Here is a 19,975-nt window from a genome sequence, read left to right as displayed (position 1 = left end):
GTCGTTGGCCGTTGACACGCTCCGGGTAGAGGGTGAGTTGGCGACGGTCAGGCTTATCAGGAATGGTTTTGCGGTTGCTGTTCTTGGCATATCAGATATTCGCCCAACCATTGGGTGTGCTGTTCGCTTTATCCAGTTTCTCGCGCTTGCGCTGTTCCGCTACCCGCGCCCAGTCTTCGGCCTCGTCGCGACTGGATTGGGCATCACTTTTTTCCGCGGTGCAGCTGGATGTCATCCGCTGGCACTGGCCCAGTCCATTGCTGGCATCGCCGTGATGCTGAGCGGTCTGTTCCGCGGAAACCTTGGCCGCGTCGGCGTGCTCCTGAGCTTTGTCGCGGTTGGCCTCGGCGGTGACCTGGGCGTTGAACGCATCCAGCTTTGCATCCAGTGCGCGATTCTTAGCATCCATGGCTTCTTTGAGCAGCTCGTTGAAGCGGCTGCGACTTTCCTGCGCGGCGTCCTCGGCGTAACTCAGCAGATCCTGGATGTCGGACTTGAGGCCGTCGGTGTCGTCCCGTGTCTGTTGGGTATCCTGGGACAGCCGCTGGATCTGCGCGAGTAATTTGTCGACTTCACTGGCGTGGACGTCTGCTATGGCGTGCGCCCGCTGCGCGGCATCGTCGAAACGCTCGGCAGACTGCATAGCGGTTTGCGCATTGGCGGACGCGGTCTGTGCGGAAGAGACTTCGCTCTGGGCGCGCCCCACCGCAGCGGTGGCTTGGGCGGTTGCAGACGCGGCTTCGTTCGCCGCGCTGCCCGCGTGCGAGGAAGCCGCGTTGGCCTTGGCGTTGGCGTCTTCCGCGGACTGGCTGTTGCTCTCGGCGGTTTCCGCCTGTTGCTGTGCCTGTTCGCTGGCCTGTTGTGCAAGGTTGGCCTGTTGTTCGGTTTCTGCACGCAGACGCGCGGCCTCGGTGGCGAGATCTTCTGTGCTCTGCTGTTGAATACGGGCAGCGTCGGCAGCACGCTCCGCGGAAGACTTTTGCGTGTCAGCGGATTCCGCCGAGGAATTTGCGGTGTTTGCGTTATCTTCCGCGGCACTGGTGGCATCACCGGCGTTCTCGGCCTGCTGCTGTGCGCGTCCGGCGGAATCGGTCGCGGTATCTGCACCGGTTTGCGCGCTGGCGGCAGCGGTCCCGGCATCGCCGGCTTGGTCCCCGGCGGTACCGGCGGCCTGGGACGCGCCGTTGGCCTGCGAGCGTGCAGCATCGGCAGCCTGGCCAGCGTTGCCGGCGTGGTCGCGCGCCTGCTCACTGGCGCTGCCGGCCGCGGATGCGGCGGACTGGGCTTCCTGCGCGGAGGCATTGGCACTGCTGCTTTGGGACTGCGCATCGCTTGCCGCACTACCGGCGGTCTGGGCACTGCCCTGAGCGCTGCTGGCGGCACTGGCGGAGTTGCCGGCCTGGGCCTGTGCGTTGCTGGCCGCGCTTTGCGCCGCACTACTGGATTGTTGCGCCTGGCTGGCAGCGGCATTGGCGGCCGTGGCAGCGCGGCTTGCCTCTTGCGATGCGTTTTCTGCCTGGCGGGAGGCACGGCCGGCATCTTGTGCTTCCCGCTCTGCGGTATCCGAGGCGCTTCCGGCTCTGGCCGCGTGTCGCTGTGCTTCGCTGGTTGCCTGCTGGGATTGCTGTGACTGTTGCTGGGCGGTGTTGGCGCTGCTCTGTGCCTGCTGCTGGGCAACACCTGCTTCGATTTCCGCGGCCTGTTTGTCGGCCTGTGCCTGCTGGGCAGCCTGGCGGGCCTGTTCGGCTTCCGCGCGAGCCCGCGCCAGTGCGGCTTCCAGTTCGCTGCGGTCTTTGGTTGTGGAATCCATGACAGTGTCCTAGTTCGTTGACCGCATTAAATGCTGTTGGCTGCCGAGCGCGCATCGGATGCCGCTTCGCGGGCATCGCCGGCGGCGTCGTTGGCAGTGCTCAGGGTGTCCCGCGCGGTGTCCACAAATCCCACGATCTGTTGCGCGCCGTTTTGCGCCTCGCCGGCATAGCGCTCGGCGGTGTCCATATGCTTTTGCGCGTCGATCATTGCGTCCATGGCTTTCTCATTGTGTTTCCACGCGTCGGTGGCCGCATTCTTTGCATCCAGTGCTTCGCCTTCGGTTTTATCCACCGCGGCGATGGCCTGCTGCTCCATATCCGACAGCAGGTTTGCCAGTTGTTCAGAGGTCGAGCGGGCGTCGTCGCGCAGGGACTCGGCTTCCTGTCGCGCCGCCTCTGCCTGTTGCAGTTGTTGTTCGGCGCGGGCCAGGTAGTCCTGTGCACGGCGCAGTGCCTCGTCGGTCTGTTCCGCACTGCTGTGCGCCTGATAGGCGGCACTGGCGGCGGCGGACGAAGCGGACGCCGCCTGGCTCGCCTCGGACTGGGCTTCGGATGCGGCAGCAGATGCCTGTGAGGCTTCCGACTGTGCCTGTGAGGCGGAAGACTGCGCCTGGCTTGCGGCACCAGCGGCCTGGCTGGCGTCGCTGTCGGCTTGTTGTGCCGCAGACTCCGCCTGTTCGGCGGCCGCGCTGGCGGTCTGCTGGGCCTCGTCGGCTTCTTCCGCTTCGCTATCGGCGGTTGTGCGGGCTTCTTTTGCACTCTCCGCCTCTTCGGCAATCGCCTGGGCCTGCTGCTGGGCCAGTTCCGCCGCTTTTTGCGCGGCCAGCTGCTGTTCTTCACTGCTCACTGCGGCGTCCGCCGCGCGGGTTTCGCTCTCCTGGGCCACGTCAGCGGCGCTCTGTGCCTGGTCGCGCAGGGTACTGGCGGTTTCCGATGCTTCCGCCGCGCGCTCGGCTTCCTGAGTTGATCGGTTGGCGGCGTTCGTGGCGCTGTCGGCCTGAGTCTGGGCATCGGTTGCGGCGGTTGTGGCCTGATCGGCACCGGTTCTCGCGGTGTCGGCGGACTGGCCAGCATCTCCGGCCTGGGTGTGTGCCTCGCCGGCCGCGGTGCCGGCGTCTGTGGCCTGCGCCTGCGCGTCCTGGGCGGAGCTATTCGCCGCGGCAGCCTGGTTTTGCGCGTCTGCGGCGGATTGCCCCGCCTGGGAGGCCTGGTTCTGGGCATCGGTCGCTGCGGCGTTTGCCTGGGAGGCCTGGGTCTGTGCATCGCTGGCGGAAGCCCCGGCGGCGCTGGCCTGTTGTTCTGCGCTGTTCGCTGCGGAGCCGGCGGTACTGGCCATCTGTGCCGCTTCACTTTGATTTGCGGCAGCATCGGAACTGGCAGAGCGGGCGGCCTGTGCTTCCGAGTCGGCACTGTCCGATGCCTGGCGGGCCTCGGCGGCTTCGCGCTGCGCTTCGGCGGCGGCCTGCGCGGCCTGGTTGGCCTGCTGTTGTGCATCGCTGGCGGAGGAGCTCGATTGCTGCGCACCGCTGGCGGCCTGGCTCATTGAGTCGGTCGCTGCCTGGGCCTGCTGCTGGGCCACATTCAACGCTTCCTGACTCTGTGTCGCCTGATCTTTGGCTAGGGAGGCTTCGCCTTCCGCCTTCTGTTTATCTAGTTCGGCGTCCTGCGCAGCCTGACGGGCTTTTTCCGCTTCGGCGCGTGCCTGGGCAAGCTGCTGTTCAAGTTCGTTGCGAGTGGAGCTGAATTCCTTGCTGGGCATATTTGAGGTTCCTGGCAGGTACAACCAATGTTGTTGTAGTTGTGTGATTTTTTTCACATTTTACGGTGGCGCCTTTCAGCGAGAAAGTTCTTTCTCAAGCTCCTGCTGGGCTTTGGCTACGCGGAATTCTTTCAGCAGGTTTGTGGCGAGTGCCTGGGCGAAGGTTTCTGGCCTGGATTGTCCCGAGTAGGTTTTGCAGCGCGACCAGTCATTCTCACTCAGGCGATCGATGACATAGGTGCAGGCTTCTTCCGCAAGGCCAGGCTGGCCGAAGCGCGAGTTGGCGAGGCGGTCGAGCTTGCCGATCCATGCTTCAGAGAGTATTAACGCTGGCCAGGAATTCGTACTGCGCATGAAATTGTTTTTGTCGTTTTTTATTTACTGCAAGTTCAGTCGCGGATATTGGTGTCGGGAAATCCACACTGGATGACAGCATCTGCATCGATTGGATGTGATTTTCTCGTACTCGTGTCTGATCGTCGCATTTTATGCTGCGCAATTCACGCATTAAATGGTACCCTTGTCGCATTATTGAACACGTTCAATAAAGAGCTGGGTGATTGTGTGTAATGCACCGATTTGGCCATCTGTAACAACAACGAAAACAGCACGCATCCCATCACATGAAACAGGTCGTATCGTGTCTTTTGGCACTGACTTTGTGTATTTCGGGCAATTTGGTCTGGGGCGACAGCGAATTCAATCGCTGGAAACAGAAGCAGCGCGGCGCCTTTGAGGGATTTGTTACCGCCCGTGACCGTGAATTTGCGAAGTATTTGCGCACCAGCTGGCGTGAATTCCAGGCGCATAAGGCGCTGGTTCGCGAGCAAACGCCAAAGCCGAAACGCCAGCCTCGTGTTCCGCAATTAGAAGCATCGCAGGGAGCGATGGAACCAGCTCCGGCGAATAGCCCTTTCGGGCCCGACTCTTTAGAGCCATTGCAGGCTCCCCAGCCAAAACCTGCCGCACCGAACAAAAATCCTGTCACTCAACCCGGTACTTTTTCCGAGCAGAAATCGCCGCAACAGGAAAATTTAATTCGCGTTGGTCTCTATGGTAGCGCGCTGCGATTTCCTCCGGCGCCCAACCTGCGAAACGTGCGCCTGATGCACGTTGTACAAAACGGATTCAAATATCAGACCAACGATGAGCAATTCGGCGGTGAGCGCTACCTGTTGCCCTCAGAATCTATTTACTACAACGCGATCGACTGCGAAGACCGATCTTTAGTTCGAAGGGTTAACGCCCACTATGCTGGCGGTGAATTGACGATGCTTCACAGGTTGCCCGCCGCTCGACGCGCACCTTGCAGGGCAGCGGTTGCAGAAACGTAATTTAAAATATTGGAAAACGACACAATGAATCAAAGCGCAGTTGCTGAACTTGTGGGGCTTGATGAAAGTGCCAGCGCAGATCAGATACGGGAGGCGATCGCACAGAAAATCGTGCAATTGCAGCAGGCTCAAGCCAAGGCGCCGACGGATGTTTTGCGCAATAAGTATCAGCGGCAACTGGATCAATTGCAGCTTGCTCGTGGGCAATTAACCGCTCAGGACAGCGAGAGCGGGCATGTGAATGCCGCTCTTTCGCAGACCAAAATGGCGGACCTGCCGCAGTCGGGCACGCAGTTTGATGCGGCGAACAATGTGCAAATTCGGCTTCAATCCGGTCAGCTTCTTGCCAACCGCTACGAGATTCGTGAGCAGATAGGCTCGGGTGGCATGGGCGCGGTGTATCGTGCGTACGATACGACCCGGCAGGATGAGATCGCGCTCAAAGTGTTATTACCCGGATTGGTTCGCAATGAGCGGGCCCGCGAGCGCTTTCTGGATGAAGCGCGCATCTCGTCCAAGCTGAGCCATCCGAATATCGTCAATGTATTCGACGTCCAGCAGGATGGGGATCTCTTTTTTCTGACAATGGAGCTGTTGGAGGGGCAGGACCTACGACAGCTGATGGAGGTGCGGAGTCTCACTCGTCAGCCGTTCACCGAGGAGGAAGCCCGCGGGTTGGCGGTCACACTCGCGCAGGCACTCGTTCACGCGCACCAGTTTACTGTTCACCGGGATATCAAGCCTGAGAATATCTGGGTCACCGAAGACGGTGACTACAAGATTATGGACTTCGGTATTGCCCGCATTCAATCTGCGAGCCAGCGCACCCAGACCGGTGCGGCCATGGGGACTGCCTATTACATGGCACCGGAGCAGTTGAAGGGCAGTAACGCCATTGACGGGCGCGCCGATCAATATGCGCTGGGGGTGTTGTTGTATGAACTGCTCGCTGGTGAAGTCCCTGCGGGCCGATTCCGGCCGCTACGCGATCTTCGTAAAGATTTGAGCAAGCGTTTTACCGACGATATTGAAAAGGCACTGGATACACTGCCCGAACGGCGCTTTGATGATATGGCCGCGTTTGCGCAGGCGTTGGAAAAAAGCAAAGGCCGGACCAGGTTGAATCTGCCCTGGAAAGCAATCGGTATCGCTGCCGGCCTACTGGTGGCGCTGTTGGGCGTCGGTGGTCTGGCTTCCAGTGGACATATCGGGTTAGACAGCCTGAAAAGCCTGCTGCCCATGAGCAAGGAAGAGATCGCCATACGCAAGGCCGGCCTCGCCCGTATTCAGGGGGAAATCAAGGTGCTGAAACAACGTCTGGATTCTTCCCGACGGGAACTCGACAGTGATCTGCGGGATGCAAAACGCAACGACAGCCCGGAGTTGAGAGCATTGGAAAATTGGCAGCAGGCTACAGAGCAGGGCATTTTCTCAGGCCACCGCCTGACGGAGCTGGAAGGAGGTTTGTCGATGGCTGAGACGTTGTTGCGCGATGAGGCCTTTGATCAGGCGCAACCGGTCTTTGAGAAAGTGCGTTCCGGTTTTTCTGCCTTATTGGAGGATTTCGATGCGGCAGCCGGGCTCCTTATGGCACAAGCGGCCTTCGATGAAGCCCGAAACGATTGGGAGCGTGTACAGGATGAGTACAGTTTGAGTGCACCTGCTCAGGTATCCGCAGCACTGGAGGCGAAGAATCAGGCAGTACTGGCCGAGCAACGGGGCGACTTTGCCGCCGCCCTGGCGGGCTGGAAATTGGGCGAGAAACAGTGGCGCGAGGCTCCAGAGGCCATGGGCGACGAGATCGCTCGTATTGATGCGGAAAGAAAGGCAGCCGTAGCGGCCGCCAAGCGCAAACGGGATGCGGAAGCGGCGGAGAAAAAGCGCCTCGAAGAGCTGGCACGTAAAGAAGAGCAGGAAAAAATGGATAAGCTGCAACCCCTTGTTCGAATCGCGCCTCGCTATCCGATACAGGCGGCGCGGGATGGCATTGAAGGGTTTGTGATTGTCGCGTTTGATATCAATGAGGTGGGTGCGGTGGAAAACGTCCAGGTCGTGGATTCGCGCCCCTTACGTGTGTTTGACCGTGAAGCAAAAAAAGCGGTATCCAAATGGAAATATAAGCCACTGATTGAAGATGGTGTTCCAGTGCGCACGCGCGGAGTGATGACACAATTGGACTTCACTTTGCAGTAATTAGCTGAATTTTTATACGAAAAACATGCGCTGTGAGTGTATGGAAATAGCCGCAAAGCGGAAAGACTTTTTGGAGAAATACATTGTTGCATTTGGGGATAGACCTCGGAACCACATTCACGGTAGCGGCCTTCGTCAACGACCGTGGCCAGCCGACCCTGTTTCCTGATTTTCATGATGCCAATGAATTCCGCACACCCAGTGTGGTACATCTTGGGGAGGAGGGGTGTCTGGTAGGCACGCCGGTGGAAGAAATTCTGGAAGATGAACCGGGGTTACCTCACGCGCGGTTTTTCAAACTGGATATGGAGGCGAATCGGCCAGTATTTACTGATAGCGATAAACGGGAGTGGTATCCACAGGCACTCTCGGCGCTTGTGTTGAAGAAAGTCCTCAAGGATGTCGATGCGTTTGCTCATGAAGATATCGGTGGTGTACTGATTGCCGTGCCTGCCAATTTCAACGATGCACAGCGTCGGGCGACCAAGCTCGCAGCGCAGATGGCAGGCATTTCCCAAGTAAAGTTGATTGAAGAGCCTGTGGCGGCGGCCACTTTTTACGGAGTGCATCAGGTCGGCGGAGAGCAGACCCTGTTCGTGTACGATCTGGGTGGTGGCACTTTTGATGCCACGGTATTGCAGTCTTCCGAGGACGGGCTTTACGCGCTGTCGACTCAGGGTAGCAATCGTCTTGGTGGAAAGCACATTGACGAGCGCATCGTACGGTTTATTGTCGAAGAGTTTGAACGTCAGCACGGGTTCAAACCGGACGATCCCGCGTCGCTGCAAACCCTACGCCGTTTTGCCAATGAGGCAAAACACACCCTGGCCAAACCGGGTAAAGGCCGTGTCAACAAAACACTGGTTCTCGGAGGTCGTACGCTGGAATTTATTCTTACCAAAGATCGCTTCAACCAGCTCATCGACGATTTTGTTGATGACACTCTGGCGGTGTGTAACAGGGCGTTACAGGCTTCGGGTATGGATTGGAGCTTTATCGATACCGTGCTTCTTACCGGCGGATCATCACTGCTACCTCTAGTGTTGGATAAGGTCGCGCGAGCGAGTGGCAAGGCACGCGACCAGCTGGTGTGCAAGCAACCCCATCAGGCGGTCGCCTACGGCACGGCCATTCTGGCCCAGCAGACCTTCGGCCATTCAAGCGGAAAAGCGCTACAGTCCATCTGCTCCTATGATCTGGGAATTCGGACGCTCGGGCGTGATGGCGAGCCGATGGTAAAAGTATTGATCGAACAGAACTCTGCGGTTCCCGCCAGTGCAGTCACCACCTTTTATACCAGCCGTGACGACCAGACCCGCATGATCATCGAGGCTGTGCAGAAACGCGGTGAGGGTGAGTCCGCGGAAGAAAAGAGTCTGGGGTACTTTGCGTTTGGCCCTATCGAAAATCCGCGCAAGAAATACCCGGTGGAAATTGAGATGTGCTATGACCTGGAGGGGATAGTGACCATCACCGCGCGGGATCCGGAAACCGGACGGGAAATTCGCCAGGTCATGGACGAAGAATCCGAAGCGTTGGATCGCGCGCTGTTTGAACAGCAGGGTTGGCTGCAAAAGCTGGATGTCAATAGTTAAAGCGTGGAAACCAGGTTGATGCAGGGGCGAATTGAGAGCATTGCCGTATCCCGGGTAGGGCACGTACGTGAGCACAATGAAGATGCGGTGTTCAATGACGATGAGCGCGGTTTGTGGCTCGTTGCGGATGGCATGGGTGGACACGCCGCGGGTGAAGTGGCGAGCCAGTTGGCGGTGGATACGGTGGTGCAGGACATGATCGCGGGGGATGACCTGCGCCAGGCGGTGCAGCGTGCCCACGTGGCAATTAAAGCCGCTGCTCGCGATAACCCCGATCAGTCGGGTATGGGTACCACGCTCGTTGCGGTACAGCGATGCCGGCGTGGATTCCGGCTGATTTGGAGTGGCGATAGCCGTGTTTACGCCTGGGATGAGAAGGGGCGACTGCGACAATTGACCCGGGATCATTCCTTCGTGGAAGATCTGATTGAGCGTGGGGTTCTGAGTGAAGAGGAGGCCCAGAATCACCCGAAAAAAAATCTGATCAATCAGGCCCTGGGCCTGGTGGAGCTACCGCATCTGAATCCGGGCGAATCCTACTATCGACCGGGCTCCAGGGGTGGGCTAATGCTTTGTTCAGACGGTGTGAGCGATATGCTCAGCCCCGGTGAGCTGAGCGATATATTGACGTCGGGTGGCGATCTACAAGAAACCGCAGCAGCGCTCACGCGTGCGATCGAAGGCACCAGTGCAACAGATAATTTCAGTTTTGTTCTGTTAGCACACCCCGCACCTGGCTTGAAAGGTCTGTTTCAGCAATGGCTAGGGCGCTAGCTCCAGCCTGCGAATTATTAATTTAGGTGCTTTTTTCATGGTGCAGACCCTTTCAGTATTTCAGTAAAACCGGGTACTTCAGATATTCTTGGTCGTAGTAAGGGCTGCGCTGATAGAAAAAAGCAAGCCTGGCGGAGGGACTCTCGGCGAAGGTTTTGTCCTGTAGCCGCTTCTCAAAGGCGCTTCTCAGATCGGCATCCTGCGCCAGCATTTTTTCTGCCAAGGGGATGAGTGCGTAGGGTTCCGCGTACTCGGTACGCTGGAAAATCTGGTTGAAGAATCCCCATTGGAAAAAGGAGTCAGGGCCGCGAGGGTCCAGGAGCGCAGTGGCAAGCTTTCCCAATGGCTGGTTGGTGGATACCTCAAGGTAATCATCAACCGGCCGTTGAATGCGTTCTCGCGAGAACTTTGCATCGACACGGAAGTGGCCTTCAAACGGCGCCTTGCCAAACTCGTGGGCTTCAACAGTGAACTGGGTAAGCGGGAGTGGTCCGCCCTTAGCATCGGACATTTCGATGCCGTGCGCTTTCAGGCGCTCGACGACGAGCTTTTCATGGCGGGGGATGTAAAAGGCTTCCGGTACGCGCACCTCTACGGCTTTAACGTCGTCTCTGAATACCGGTAACCCCCGATAATCTCTGGCTTTGCCGAGCCAGACCACATTTTCTTTGCCGCTGATGGGGTTCTGTTTTTTCTCGTAGGCCATGCCTTTGAAGGGCTTTTCAGCATAGACGCTGAGGTCTGGTGTCTTGTTGGCGCTCCAGGCAAGCACCTGGGTCTGCGGGCGCTGCTGCTGATCTTCCGTGATGGCAGCGCGCAGTGCATTGCTGTGCTCCGCGAGTGAGGCTAGGCTCGCCTTGATCAGTTCATAGGTGCCCAGCACACGCTGGCGATACGGCTTCAGTGAGTGGTTTTCCACCAGAACCGTGGGCGTGTGGCGCAGATCGCCGAGTCCGTTAGAGTAGCGGGGACTGGCGGTCCAGTGGCTGATGCCATCGGAGAATTCGTTGCTGTTGACGCCGAATACCAGCGGGCCGGGAATATGTCCGGCTTTTGCCAAGGCCGTGTCCACGTCTTGCTGGAAGGTCTGCTCAAGCCAGCGCGCGATCTTTGGTGAATCACTGGCGAAGGAGCCGTTGTAGCCGTAGGTGATGTCGTACTGGTAGTCCTCACCATCGGTGACGTGGATGTCCAGGTAGAGTTCTGGCTTGTACTGGTTGATCACGTCCATCACCGCGCGCAGTTCTGGTGTGTCCAGTTTGGCGTAGTCGCGGTTCAGGTTGAGGTTGTTGCGGTTGGTGCGCCAGCCCGCGTTGTGTGGCCCGCGCTGGTTCATCCGGGTGTGCGGGCCGGCGCGCTCGTGTCCGTCGACATTCAGAATCGGGATGATCAGCAGGTTGACCTTGCTGATGAGCGCCTTCAATTCCTTGTCACCGCCGATATAGTCGCGCAGCAGCATAAAGCTCGCGTCTTTGCCGTCAATCTCGCCGGAGTGGATACCCGCCTGGGCCAGCAGGGTAGGCTTGCCGTTGGCTATCGCGTCGCTGCCACCTTCCGTCACGGTAATCAGCTGGATTTTGCGGCCGCTGTTGGCGGCACCGATATCGCTTACCTGAATATCGTCACTGGCCGCAGCCAACCGATTGGCAAAGACTCGGGTTGCTTCGTAATCGGGCGTGGTTTTGAAGTCGCTGGCTTCCGCCGGGGTCACCCAGTCGCCTGTCTGCTGGACGAGTTTTTCCGATGTACCCTTCCAGGGAAGCAGTTTTGGGAGTGGGGCGGTCAGCTCATTGGATGCCATAGCAGAAGCGCTGCTGGCCAGGGCCAACCCCGCAATAAACCGGCACAGGTGTGAGCATGCGCGGCGGCGGAAGGCGGGCGTGCGATGAATGGACATCAGGGACATTCGGGGGGCTCCACGGTGTAGGTAGGATCTATCTTTATTAACGGGCCGCCCTCAGGGCAGCTGCCAGCCAAATCGCTCAATCAATGTCATAAGACAGCCTCTGGGTGGTGCCACAATCTCGAGGCGTTCACCGGATTCAGGGTGCTGTATGGACAGCCGATAGGCATGCAGCAAGAGTCTTGCACATTGCAGCTCTTCTGCGAAGAAGCGGTTGTGGGTGGATTTTCCGTATTTCGGGCAGCCGATCAGCGGGTGCGATAGGTGCTTGAAGTGACGACGAATCTGGTGGCGGCGGCCGGTCTTCAGTTCCACTTCCACCAGGGAATAACGGCTGCTGGGGTAGCGGTCGACGGAGTAGGGGAGTTCCACAGTGCCGAGACGCCGGAAATGGGTAATCGCATCCTGGCGGGGTAGATCGCTTTTTGGCCGTTTGCGCTGGTGCTTGAAGTCCGCCACCGGCGGCAGTGGGTGGTCGATGACACCACTTTCCGGGCAATAGCCGCGACAGATGGCGAGGTACTGTTTCATCGAGGAGTCACTGTCCAGCTGCCCCTGCAGTTTGGCGGCTGCCTCTCCGCTTTTGCCAAACACGATCACACCGGACGTTGGTTTGTCCAGCCGGTGCACCGGGTATAGGTGCATACCGACCAGATCCCGCAGGTACTGTAGCAGGATGCGGTCTTCATGCTTGTCGATATCCGAGCGGTGCACCAACCAGCCCTCCGGTTTGTAGGCGGCGATGAGATGGTCGTCTTCGAAGAGTAACTCTGGTGTCATTTGCGAGGCGCTGCTCGGCTGGAAACGGAATGGAAGTATAAAGTGTGTCTTAGCGGGAAACACGCAGAGAACCGAACAGGATCGAGAAAATTTCCGGAAAAGTATTGACACTGGGGCTGAAGCCAATATGCTTGCGCGCAATCTTTATTGCTTGATTTAAGCACATACCAACAGGAGACATGAAATGCAGTTGCGGAGTAAACCCAGTAGTTCAAATTGAACGGCCTTTCATGTGCTCGCGCTTGAAAGGTGATATCGCCTTTCAAGCCAGACCTCTCTGAAGCCCTGGCAGTTGCCGGGGCTTTTTTATTTTTACGTCCGGCGAGTTCTGAAAGGCATCTGAATACATACGTGGAGAAATCCAGGGACAAGTTATGCCTGTAAAAATGGTACTCAATGGCAATGCACCTGCCGGCACCGTGCCGGTAAAAATTTATACGCAAGACGTAGAAAATGCCGCATTGCAACAACTTAAAAATATTGCCCAGTTGCCCATCATTCATTCCCATGTGGCAGCTATGCCGGATGTGCATATGGGCATTGGTGCAACAGTTGGATCGGTGATCCCTACTGTGGGCGCGATTATTCCCGCCGCAGTTGGTGTGGACATTGGCTGCGGGATGAATGCGGTGTGCACCTCATTGCATGCCAATCAGCTGCCCGACAACCTGAAGTCACTGCGGGATGCCATCGAGCGACGCGTGCCGGTCGGCTTTGGTCGCCACAAGCGGATCAGTGCCCGCGAGGCAGCGGCGAAGAACCTGGCCAGCGGTGCCGAACAGCTATTTGTCAAACATCCACAGCTGTTAAAGCGGTTGCGAAACCCGCAAGAAACCTGGGTAACCCAGCTGGGCACTCTGGGGAGCGGAAATCACTTTATCGAGATCTGTCTCGATCAGAACAACCGTGTGTGGGTAATGCTGCACTCCGGTAGTCGTGGAATTGGCAATGCCATCGGCCAGCACTTTATCCAGCTGGCGAAGAAGGACATGGAAGGGCATATGCACAATCTGCCCGACCGTGATCTGGCTTACTTCCAAGAGGGCAACGGTCACTTTGACGATTACATCGCCGCGGTGCACTGGGCTCAGGAGTACGCCCGGGTAAATCGGCAGGAGATGATGAAGCTGGTGGTCGGCGTGCTGCAACAGCAGTTACCGCCGTTTACGCTGGAGCGCGAGGCGATAAATTGCCACCACAACTATGTGGTACGCGAGCAGCATTTCGGGCGCGATGTTTTTGTGACTCGCAAGGGTGCGATCAGCGCGCAGAAAGATCAGCTGGGAATTATCCCCGGTTCCATGGGCGCACACTCTTACATTGTGCGTGGGCTTGGAAATACAGAATCTTTCTGCTCCTGCGCCCATGGGGCGGGTCGCCGTATGAGCCGTACCGCTGCACGCAAGCGCTTCACCCGCGATGATCTGGAGGCCCAGACTCGCGGTGTGCAGTGTCGAAAAGACAAGGGGGTGATCGATGAGATCCCCGCAGCCTATAAAGACATTGATCAGGTGATGGAAAATCAGCGTGATCTGGTGGATGTGGTGCATACCCTGAAGCAGGTGATCTGTATCAAGGGGTAGCAGTTTTTACTCTGGAGAAACGAATGAAGAAAAAAACATCGGGGAAAAGCACCCCGAAATCAATGAAGGTCATGCGCAGCCCCCGCAATCGGGTTGCGCAGAATCCACTGCTTGGTAAGGGTGGGCCGCATGTGCGCGCCAAATCCGCCGAGCGTTTCAGTCAAAAACAGAAGGCACGTAAAGAGGCGCGGGAGTGGCAGGGCTCTCGCGGCCAGCGCGCCTGCGCATAGCCGTACCTGGCTTTCCCCGCGTTCTGCTTTCACATGTGTGACGATGGCCACTGCTCCAGCGGCCCGACATACACCCAGCGTTTTTTATACAGCTTGAACAGCGATATCTCGTGCAGCACCCGCTCGGATTCCTCTGCTGCGAACCATGCTTTGAATTCTACGATCGATTTCTTTAGACCCTTTTTGCTCTGAAGAACTTCGAGGCGCAGCCAGAGGGTGCGGAGGTCGTCGCTGTTGAGATCTGGACAGGTATCCGGGTGCCAGCTTTTGATCAGGTAGGGAAGGTTTCCGGTGGCGTAGGCACTGTAGCGGCTGCGCATTAGCAGCTCTGCGTTATTCGGGTAGGCCTTGCCAGACAGGTAGAGCCCGCAGCATTGATCCATGGGTTTGCCGGTACCGCAGGGGCAGGAGGTAGACATCAGGGCCTCAGAGGGTGTTCACGTGGCGGCGTATCATAGCAGCTGGGGGGTAGACTGGCAGGTCGATACCCCGGTGTCTTTGTGAAGAGATTTGCGCCAGAGCTGCTAAGCTCAATGGAGAGGTTCACGTTCCGGTGGGGCTCCCCGGTGTCGCCCTGGTGGTGCGTCGCCGGAATACAGTTTGCGAGGGTTCCTTATGAATCGCTGCGATCAGTGGGTATTCGGCTGGTTGATACTGGCGTGTCTGGCAACCAGTCCGGCTTCGGCTCAGAGTGACTCGGAGGGCGGCGAAATGACCGGGCAACCGGGGGGAGGGCAGAGCCCGTACCTGAGCTTTTGTCAGGAACGTTTCTATGACGAGGATGACGGGATCATTTACTGCAATTGGTCGGTCAACTTCCACTATGCCTGTCTCGCCCCATACCCCTCGCGAATTCCCCGTCAGGCGGGATCACTGATATCGAAGCCTGAAGTGGTTGGCGAGTGTGATAATGGTGAGCCGATCATCAAGATATTGCACTATTGACCGGGCCGGTATTTAGCATGGTTTATTTCCCCTCTGGTGGCTGGCCTCCTAGTGGCGCGAACAGCAGAGAGATTTTCTGCTCCAGCTGGTCGTAGGTAAACGGCTTCTTTATACAGTCGAGAATGCCATCGGCAAGAATTTCCTGCACTTTGGATTCGACACTGTAACCGGTTGATAGCATGGCCTTGATGGCAGGGTTGATTCGCTTCAATTGCGCAAACAATTGCTGCCCATCCATTTGCGGCATAATCATGTCGAGGAGCACCAGATCGATTTCCTGATAATGCTTCTCGTAGTGTTCAATCGCCTCTATGGCTGTGGCAAAGGTGTCGACGCGATGGCCGTGCATCTCGAATAGTGCTTTGGAATAACTGCGAACGATCGCTTCGTCGTCCACCAGCATCATGCGAATTGCCCGAGTGCAGTGCATGGCTTTCGGGTAGCGCTGCTGTTTGCCACCGTTGCTAATGACTGGCAGGTACAAGTCAAAATTACTGCCTTTGCCCACCTCGGAACGGCACTGAATCGCACCTTTATGCAGGTGCGTTGTGCCATATACTGCTGCCAGCCCGAGCCCTGCGCCGCGGCCACATGCCTTGGTGGTAAAGAAGGGCTCGAATATCCGTTGTCGGATCTCTTCCGTCATGCCGGTGCCACTGTCACAGACATTGATGCGCAAGTATTCACCTGGCTCCAGCTGGAAATCGGATATGGCGAGAGGCTCGGTAACTTCAACGTTACTGGTGCTGAATACCAGATGGCCGCCGGTTGGCATGGCATCTTTGGCATTGATGCCAAGATTCAGCAGAGCGCTTTTCAACTGGGAGGGGTCGCCCTTGACGTTTGGCAATTCGGCCCGCAAATTCTGGCGCACTACAATGCGACGGTCGATAGTGCGTTCGAGCATTGCGCAGACGTCGCGCACGATGTCGTGTGTATTGCAGTCGTGTAGCTGATAGGAGCCCTTGCGGGCGAAAGTAAGAAGCTGTTTGGTCAGTTCCGCGGCGTGGTGGGCGGTCGTCAGAATCTGCGTTGCATATTCTGATATTTTCGCATCATAGGTTGTCTGCTTGATAACCTCGGCGAAACCGGCAATACCGTGCACCATATTATTGAAATCGTGAGCGATACCGCCGGCCAGTTCGCCGATCGCCTGCATCTTTTGCGCCTGCCGCAGTTCTTCCTCCAGCAGTCGCTGCTTGGTGATGTCGGTACCGATACTCAGTACGCCGATTGCTTCACCGTCGTCATTCGTCAGTAATTTGTTGGTCCAGGCCACCCATACCCGGGTTCCATTTTTGGTGACATTTTCATTGACGTTATAGCGGTGTTCTTCGGGGTGGTTGCAGATATGGTCCATCAGTGGGCGCAGGTCGCGGCCGGTACTCTCGTTTTCGGGCACAATAGTGCCCACCACATGCCTGCCGATTATTTCCGCTTCCCTATACCCGAAAAAACGCTGCGCGTACTCGTTGAAAAAAGTAACGACTCCGTTGCGGTCCCAGCGGAGAATGATCGAATTGGCATGTTCGACCAGTTCGCGGTAGCGCTCCTCACTTTTCCGTAAGGCTTCGTAAACCTCCTGTGAATCATGTTCTGCTGGCGGCGGTTCTGCGTTCGCGGGGCCGCTGCTCGCCGTGTTTACTCTGGTTTCCATTTGTCCTTCCAGGAACCTGGGAACGTTTCTCGATTGCAACACGGCTTATTGAAATTGTCTAGTAAACGGACAGCGATTGCCGTGGCGAAATCGGAAGTTGCTGCTGGCGTCACATTGGTGTTGAATCCGGTAGTCCCGTAAAAAATTCGACAATAGTTTCCTAATAACAAATCAGGGGGTAGGAAAGGGCATGCGCTTATCTTGGAAAGTAGTAAAAAGTCCGCAAAGGCGATGGCATCGCCCGCTGGTGATGTGGGGGGCGCTTATGGCCAGTGTTGTGCTTACTGCCTGTGGTGGCGAGGACAAAGAGACACATTCAGACGGTCCGGATTTTGCTCGCCTGGGGGATTTCCCCAGCACTTATCAGCCGGACGAGGCCACGCCGGTGCTGATTCGCGGGGCGACGGTTTTGACCGGCACCGGCGAAAAACTGCTCAATACCGATCTGCTCCTGAAGGAAGGCAAGATCGCAGCGATTGGCGATAACCTTAAAGCGCCAAAGAAGGGCCTGGTGGTAGAAGGTGCAGGTAAGTGGGTGACGCCCGGTATTATCGACGTTCACTCCCATCTGGGGGACTACCCGGCTCCCTCCATTGAATCCTCTCAGGATGGAAACGAAATGACGTCCCCGAATACCGCCCAGGTATGGGCGGAACATTCGGTGTGGACACAGGACGCTCAATTTGCTCTGGCTTTGGCGGGCGGGGTGACGACCCTGCAAATTTTACCGGGCTCCGCCAACCTGTTCGGGGGCCGCGGTATCACTCTGAAAAACGTACCCGGTCGTAGTGTCCAGGATATGAAATTTCCCGGCGCGCCATACGGTCTGAAAATGGCTTGTGGTGAGAACCCCAAGCGGGTGTACGGAGGGAAAGGTAGTCTGCCATCCACGCGTATGGGTAACGTGGCGGGTTACCGGCAAGCCTGGATCGATGCCGCTGCATACAAGGAGAAGTGGGAAAATTATCACATTAATGGTGGAGACGCGCCGGACCGGGATCTGCAAATGGAGACACTCGCCGGTGTACTGAATGGTGACATCCTGGTGCACAACCACTGCTACCGGGGTGAAGAGATGGCCATCATGATGGATATTGCGCGGGAGTTTGATTTCCAGATATCGACATTCCACCACGCAGTTGAAGCCTATAAGGTGGCTGATCTGCTTGCGAAGAATAATGTGTGTGCGGCGATGTGGGCAGACTGGTGGGGTTTCAAGCACGAAGCCTTCGATATGACCGAGGCCAACATCGCCATCGTTGATCAGGCCAAGGCGTGCGCCATGATCCATTCCGATTCTGCAGTGGGTATTCAGCACCTCAATGAAGAGACCGCAAAGGCCATGGTAGCCGGCCAGCGCGCCGGCTTCGAGATCCAGCCCCGCCATGCGGTCACCTGGATGACACGTAACCCCGCCCGGGCATTGGGCATCGATGATGTCACTGGAACCCTGGAGAAGGGCAAAATGGCGGATGTGGTGGTTTGGTCCAGCAACCCGTTCAGTGTCTACGCCAAGGCCGAGCAAGTATTTATCGACGGGGTACTGATGTACGACCGCAATAATCCTGCGCGACAGCCGCACAGTGATTTTGAGTTGGGTATTCTGGACGCTGACGGTGAGCGTCTGCCGGAAGGAGGGGAGCGCTAATGGGAATTTCAAACTCGCTGCGGGCTGGCGTACAAGCTTCCCTGTTCTGCCTGCTAGGATTTGCCCTGGGTGCCCAAGGTCAAACGATTCTGATCAAGGATGCCAGAATCCTCACCCTTGGCGATCAGGGTACGTTGGAAAATGGTGACTTGCTTGTGCGTGATGGCAAGATCGTGCAGATCGCAGAAGAGCTTGGTGATGTTGCGGCGGAATTGATTATCGACGGTCGTGGCAAGGTGGTGACTCCGGGGTTGATTGCCCCCAGTAGTGAACTGGGGCTGACCGAAATCGGTGCGGCTGCGTCTACCAATGACGGTGCAGTGGTCGAACAATCTATTGGTGCCGCCTTTGATCCAGTGGTGGCATTCAACGCCCGGTCCACGCTGATCCCCTTCAACCGGGCCGGTGGCCTGACCCGCGCAATCGTATTGCCCGCCAGTGAAGAAAAGATCTTTGCAGGGCAGGGGTTCGCCATCAAGCTCACGGGAGAGTTCGACAGTGTCACAGACCGACAGCTGGTGCAGAAGGTGTACTTTGGCGAGTATGGCGCGCAGTTGGCAGGGGGCAGCCGAGCCATGGCGTTCACCCAGTTGGAGAGTGCGCTGCAACAGGCAAAGGAATACTCGGATAACCGGGATCAGATTCGCCGGGGACAATGGCGAGAACTGGACTTTACGCTGGACGACCTGGAGGCTCTGCAGCCGGTACTGCGCGGTGAGCAGCGCCTCTTGGTCGGCGCGGACCGCGCCAGTGATATCTTGCAGCTTCTGACATTGGCGGATACCTACCAGATTCGACCAATCATTATCGGTGCTGCTGAAGGCTGGATGGTAGCCGATCAGTTGGCGAAAGCGCGGGTACCGGTGGTTGTCGATGTGCTGGGCAACACTCCAGATGCGTTTGAGAAACTTGGGGCGCGGATGGACAACGCCGCGCTGCTGCACAAGGCCGGTGTTACCGTGGCTATCAGTGGCCCCGGATACGCAGGGTCACACAATAGCTATCTGTCGCGTCAGGCTGCGGGCAACGCGGTCGCCTATGGGCTGCCCTTCGAGGAGGGAGTGCGTTCGGTGACCGCCAACGTAGCTGAAATCTTTGGTATCGATGGCGGTGTTCTGGCACCGGGCGGTGCCGCGGAGCTGGTTGTGTGGAGTGGTGATCCGCTGGAGGTCACCAGCTTCGCTGAACTGGTGCTGATCGATGGCAAACCTCAGTCTCTCGTCAATCGCTCCACACGATTGCGGGATCGTTACTTACACCCCAAGGCGGGTACCGGACATGGATATAAAAACTGATGATTAGTGTACAAATTACTGCGCTCTATGGCGGCCTATGTGCATTGTTGGTAATTGCGCTGGCATTTAACGTGGTACGTTTCCGTCGCGGCAAAAAGATTGGAATCGGCACCGGAGGTGATAAAGAGGGCGCAGTACTGGTGCGCGCGCATGCGAATGCGATTGAGTACATTCCACTTGCCTTGATTCTGTTACTGGTGGCGGAGATCAATGGGGTTTCGGCGGTGTGGCTGCACTGTCTGGGTGGGGCTTTGGTGTTTGCACGAATTCTGCACGCGATTGGTCTGGTGGGCGGCAAAGGGGGGTATCACCCCGGTCGGTTTGGCGGTACCGCACTGACCTGGCTGGTGATCATTATCCTGGCGGTCATCAATATCCTTACCGCGGTCTGATATAGACCGGTGTCCTGACCGGCTTGCGGGGAAAAAAAGCCCGGCAAGCCGGGCATAGTACAGGGATGGAAACCAG

Annotated in this window: 17 protein-coding genes; 10 read left to right on the top strand and 7 right to left on the bottom strand. The window is 57.4% G+C overall.

All coding sequences use genetic code 11. The features are described from left to right. Positions 1 to 91 precede the first annotated feature (91 nt). From AAFH99_RS11970 to AAFH99_RS11960, 3 genes are all read right to left on the bottom strand, one after another. On the bottom strand, positions 92 to 1,810 hold the full coding sequence (locus AAFH99_RS11970; RefSeq protein WP_406827849.1) for a hypothetical protein: 1,719 nt from the start codon (positions 1,808 to 1,810) through the stop codon (positions 92 to 94). A gap of 26 nt (positions 1,811 to 1,836) precedes the next feature. Continuing rightward, positions 1,837 to 3,570 (bottom strand): hypothetical protein, encoded by a 1,734-nt coding sequence (locus AAFH99_RS11965; RefSeq protein WP_406827848.1) that lies wholly within the window; start codon positions 3,568 to 3,570, stop codon positions 1,837 to 1,839. Between the two features lie 75 nt (positions 3,571 to 3,645). Then, positions 3,646 to 3,924: a hypothetical protein gene (locus tag AAFH99_RS11960; protein WP_043315932.1), complete on the bottom strand. Its 279-nt coding sequence runs from the start codon at positions 3,922 to 3,924 to the stop codon at positions 3,646 to 3,648. A gap of 269 nt (positions 3,925 to 4,193) precedes the next feature. Here AAFH99_RS11960 and AAFH99_RS11955 point away from each other — a divergent pair, with 269 nt between their 5' ends. From AAFH99_RS11955 to AAFH99_RS11940, 4 genes are all read left to right on the top strand, one after another. Next, positions 4,194 to 4,904, top strand: coding sequence for a hypothetical protein (locus AAFH99_RS11955; protein ID WP_406827847.1), 711 nt, complete (start codon positions 4,194 to 4,196; stop codon positions 4,902 to 4,904). Between the two features lie 24 nt (positions 4,905 to 4,928). Continuing rightward, positions 4,929 to 7,097, top strand: a complete 2,169-nt coding sequence (locus AAFH99_RS11950; protein ID WP_406827846.1) for a TonB family protein — start codon at positions 4,929 to 4,931, stop codon at positions 7,095 to 7,097. An 86-nt stretch (positions 7,098 to 7,183) separates the two neighbouring features. Beyond that, positions 7,184 to 8,692 (top strand): Hsp70 family protein, encoded by a 1,509-nt coding sequence (locus AAFH99_RS11945; protein WP_156035085.1) that lies wholly within the window; start codon positions 7,184 to 7,186, stop codon positions 8,690 to 8,692. 18 nt (positions 8,693 to 8,710) lie between these two features. After that, positions 8,711 to 9,466 carry a PP2C family protein-serine/threonine phosphatase gene (locus AAFH99_RS11940; RefSeq protein WP_406827845.1) on the top strand — a complete coding sequence of 252 codons (756 nt, stop codon included), beginning with the start codon at positions 8,711 to 8,713 and terminating at the stop codon, positions 9,464 to 9,466. Between the two features lie 52 nt (positions 9,467 to 9,518). Here AAFH99_RS11940 and AAFH99_RS11935 read toward each other — a convergent pair whose 3' ends face one another. Both AAFH99_RS11935 and AAFH99_RS11930 read right to left on the bottom strand, forming a co-directional pair. Beyond that, positions 9,519 to 11,372 (bottom strand): M14 family metallopeptidase, encoded by a 1,854-nt coding sequence (locus AAFH99_RS11935; protein ID WP_406827844.1) that lies wholly within the window; start codon positions 11,370 to 11,372, stop codon positions 9,519 to 9,521. 51 nt (positions 11,373 to 11,423) lie between these two features. Further along, the gene (locus AAFH99_RS11930; RefSeq protein WP_406827843.1) at positions 11,424 to 12,149 is read right to left on the bottom strand and encodes a pseudouridine synthase; all 726 of its coding nucleotides are present in this window, start codon (positions 12,147 to 12,149) and stop codon (positions 11,424 to 11,426) included. A 374-nt stretch (positions 12,150 to 12,523) separates the two neighbouring features. On the opposite strand from AAFH99_RS11930, the gene AAFH99_RS11925 reads away from it, so the two are divergent. Continuing rightward, entirely contained in the window at positions 12,524 to 13,732 is a 1,209-nt protein-coding gene (locus AAFH99_RS11925) for an RtcB family protein (RefSeq protein WP_406827842.1), read from the top strand. A 23-nt stretch (positions 13,733 to 13,755) separates the two neighbouring features. After that, entirely contained in the window at positions 13,756 to 13,962 is a 207-nt protein-coding gene (locus AAFH99_RS11920; RefSeq protein WP_043315937.1) for a hypothetical protein, read from the top strand. 29 nt (positions 13,963 to 13,991) lie between these two features. On the opposite strand, the gene AAFH99_RS11915 is transcribed toward AAFH99_RS11920, so the two are convergent. Continuing rightward, the gene (locus AAFH99_RS11915; protein ID WP_043315939.1) at positions 13,992 to 14,381 is read right to left on the bottom strand and encodes a YchJ family protein; all 390 of its coding nucleotides are present in this window, start codon (positions 14,379 to 14,381) and stop codon (positions 13,992 to 13,994) included. A gap of 196 nt (positions 14,382 to 14,577) precedes the next feature. Between AAFH99_RS11915 and AAFH99_RS11910 the strand changes: the two genes are divergently transcribed. Further along, positions 14,578 to 14,907: a hypothetical protein gene (locus AAFH99_RS11910; protein WP_043315941.1), complete on the top strand. Its 330-nt coding sequence runs from the start codon at positions 14,578 to 14,580 to the stop codon at positions 14,905 to 14,907. A gap of 22 nt (positions 14,908 to 14,929) precedes the next feature. Here the strand turns inward: AAFH99_RS11910 and AAFH99_RS11905 are convergent, their stop codons facing one another. Continuing rightward, complete coding sequence (locus AAFH99_RS11905) at positions 14,930 to 16,564, bottom strand: PAS domain S-box protein (RefSeq protein ID WP_406827841.1); 1,635 nt, start codon at positions 16,562 to 16,564, stop codon at positions 14,930 to 14,932. Between the two features lie 265 nt (positions 16,565 to 16,829). Here AAFH99_RS11905 and AAFH99_RS11900 point away from each other — a divergent pair, with 265 nt between their 5' ends. Genes AAFH99_RS11900 through AAFH99_RS11890 form a run of 3 tightly spaced genes read left to right on the top strand, consistent with a single transcriptional unit; the run spans position 16,830 to position 19,899 of the window. Beyond that, positions 16,830 to 18,212 (top strand): amidohydrolase family protein, encoded by a 1,383-nt coding sequence (locus tag AAFH99_RS11900; protein WP_406827840.1) that lies wholly within the window; start codon positions 16,830 to 16,832, stop codon positions 18,210 to 18,212. After that, positions 18,212 to 19,507: an amidohydrolase family protein gene (locus tag AAFH99_RS11895; RefSeq protein WP_406827839.1), complete on the top strand. Its 1,296-nt coding sequence runs from the start codon at positions 18,212 to 18,214 to the stop codon at positions 19,505 to 19,507. The genes AAFH99_RS11900 and AAFH99_RS11895 overlap by 1 nt, the downstream gene beginning before the upstream one ends. After that, the gene (locus tag AAFH99_RS11890) at positions 19,507 to 19,899 is read left to right on the top strand and encodes an MAPEG family protein (RefSeq protein ID WP_231491416.1); all 393 of its coding nucleotides are present in this window, start codon (positions 19,507 to 19,509) and stop codon (positions 19,897 to 19,899) included. The genes AAFH99_RS11895 and AAFH99_RS11890 overlap by 1 nt, the downstream gene beginning before the upstream one ends. Positions 19,900 to 19,975 lie beyond the last annotated feature (76 nt).

Source organism: Microbulbifer sp. ARAS458-1 (assembly GCF_045348205.1).
In the GTDB taxonomy this organism is placed as follows: Bacteria; Pseudomonadota; Gammaproteobacteria; order Pseudomonadales; family Cellvibrionaceae; genus Microbulbifer.
The sequence above is the reverse complement of the archived record's forward strand: the minus strand, read 5'-3'. Positions and strand labels throughout refer to the sequence as shown.

Bases quoted from the DNA above. Each gene is read 5' to 3' on its own strand.
- AAFH99_RS11935 (WP_406827844.1), bottom strand. From the start codon at position 11,372: ATGTCCCTGATGTCCATTCATCGCACGCCCGCCTTCCGCCGCCGCGCA.
- AAFH99_RS11900 (WP_406827840.1), top strand. From the start codon at position 16,830: ATGGCCAGTGTTGTGCTTACTGCCTGTGGTGGCGAGGACAAAGAGACA.
- AAFH99_RS11955 (WP_406827847.1), top strand. From the start codon at position 4,194: ATGAAACAGGTCGTATCGTGTCTTTTGGCACTGACTTTGTGTATTTCG.
- AAFH99_RS11905 (WP_406827841.1), bottom strand. From the start codon at position 16,564: ATGGAAACCAGAGTAAACACGGCGAGCAGCGGCCCCGCGAACGCAGAA.
- AAFH99_RS11930 (WP_406827843.1), bottom strand. From the start codon at position 12,149: ATGACACCAGAGTTACTCTTCGAAGACGACCATCTCATCGCCGCCTAC.
- AAFH99_RS11925 (WP_406827842.1), top strand. From the start codon at position 12,524: ATGCCTGTAAAAATGGTACTCAATGGCAATGCACCTGCCGGCACCGTG.
- AAFH99_RS11950 (WP_406827846.1), top strand. From the start codon at position 4,929: ATGAATCAAAGCGCAGTTGCTGAACTTGTGGGGCTTGATGAAAGTGCC.
- AAFH99_RS11915 (WP_043315939.1), bottom strand. From the start codon at position 14,381: ATGTCTACCTCCTGCCCCTGCGGTACCGGCAAACCCATGGATCAATGC.
- AAFH99_RS11970 (WP_406827849.1), bottom strand. From the start codon at position 1,810: ATGGATTCCACAACCAAAGACCGCAGCGAACTGGAAGCCGCACTGGCG.
- AAFH99_RS11940 (WP_406827845.1), top strand. From the start codon at position 8,711: ATGCAGGGGCGAATTGAGAGCATTGCCGTATCCCGGGTAGGGCACGTA.
- AAFH99_RS11920 (WP_043315937.1), top strand. From the start codon at position 13,756: ATGAAGAAAAAAACATCGGGGAAAAGCACCCCGAAATCAATGAAGGTC.
- AAFH99_RS11895 (WP_406827839.1), top strand. From the start codon at position 18,212: ATGGGAATTTCAAACTCGCTGCGGGCTGGCGTACAAGCTTCCCTGTTC.
- AAFH99_RS11890 (WP_231491416.1), top strand. From the start codon at position 19,507: ATGATTAGTGTACAAATTACTGCGCTCTATGGCGGCCTATGTGCATTG.
- AAFH99_RS11960 (WP_043315932.1), bottom strand. From the start codon at position 3,924: ATGCGCAGTACGAATTCCTGGCCAGCGTTAATACTCTCTGAAGCATGG.
- AAFH99_RS11910 (WP_043315941.1), top strand. From the start codon at position 14,578: ATGAATCGCTGCGATCAGTGGGTATTCGGCTGGTTGATACTGGCGTGT.
- AAFH99_RS11965 (WP_406827848.1), bottom strand. From the start codon at position 3,570: ATGCCCAGCAAGGAATTCAGCTCCACTCGCAACGAACTTGAACAGCAG.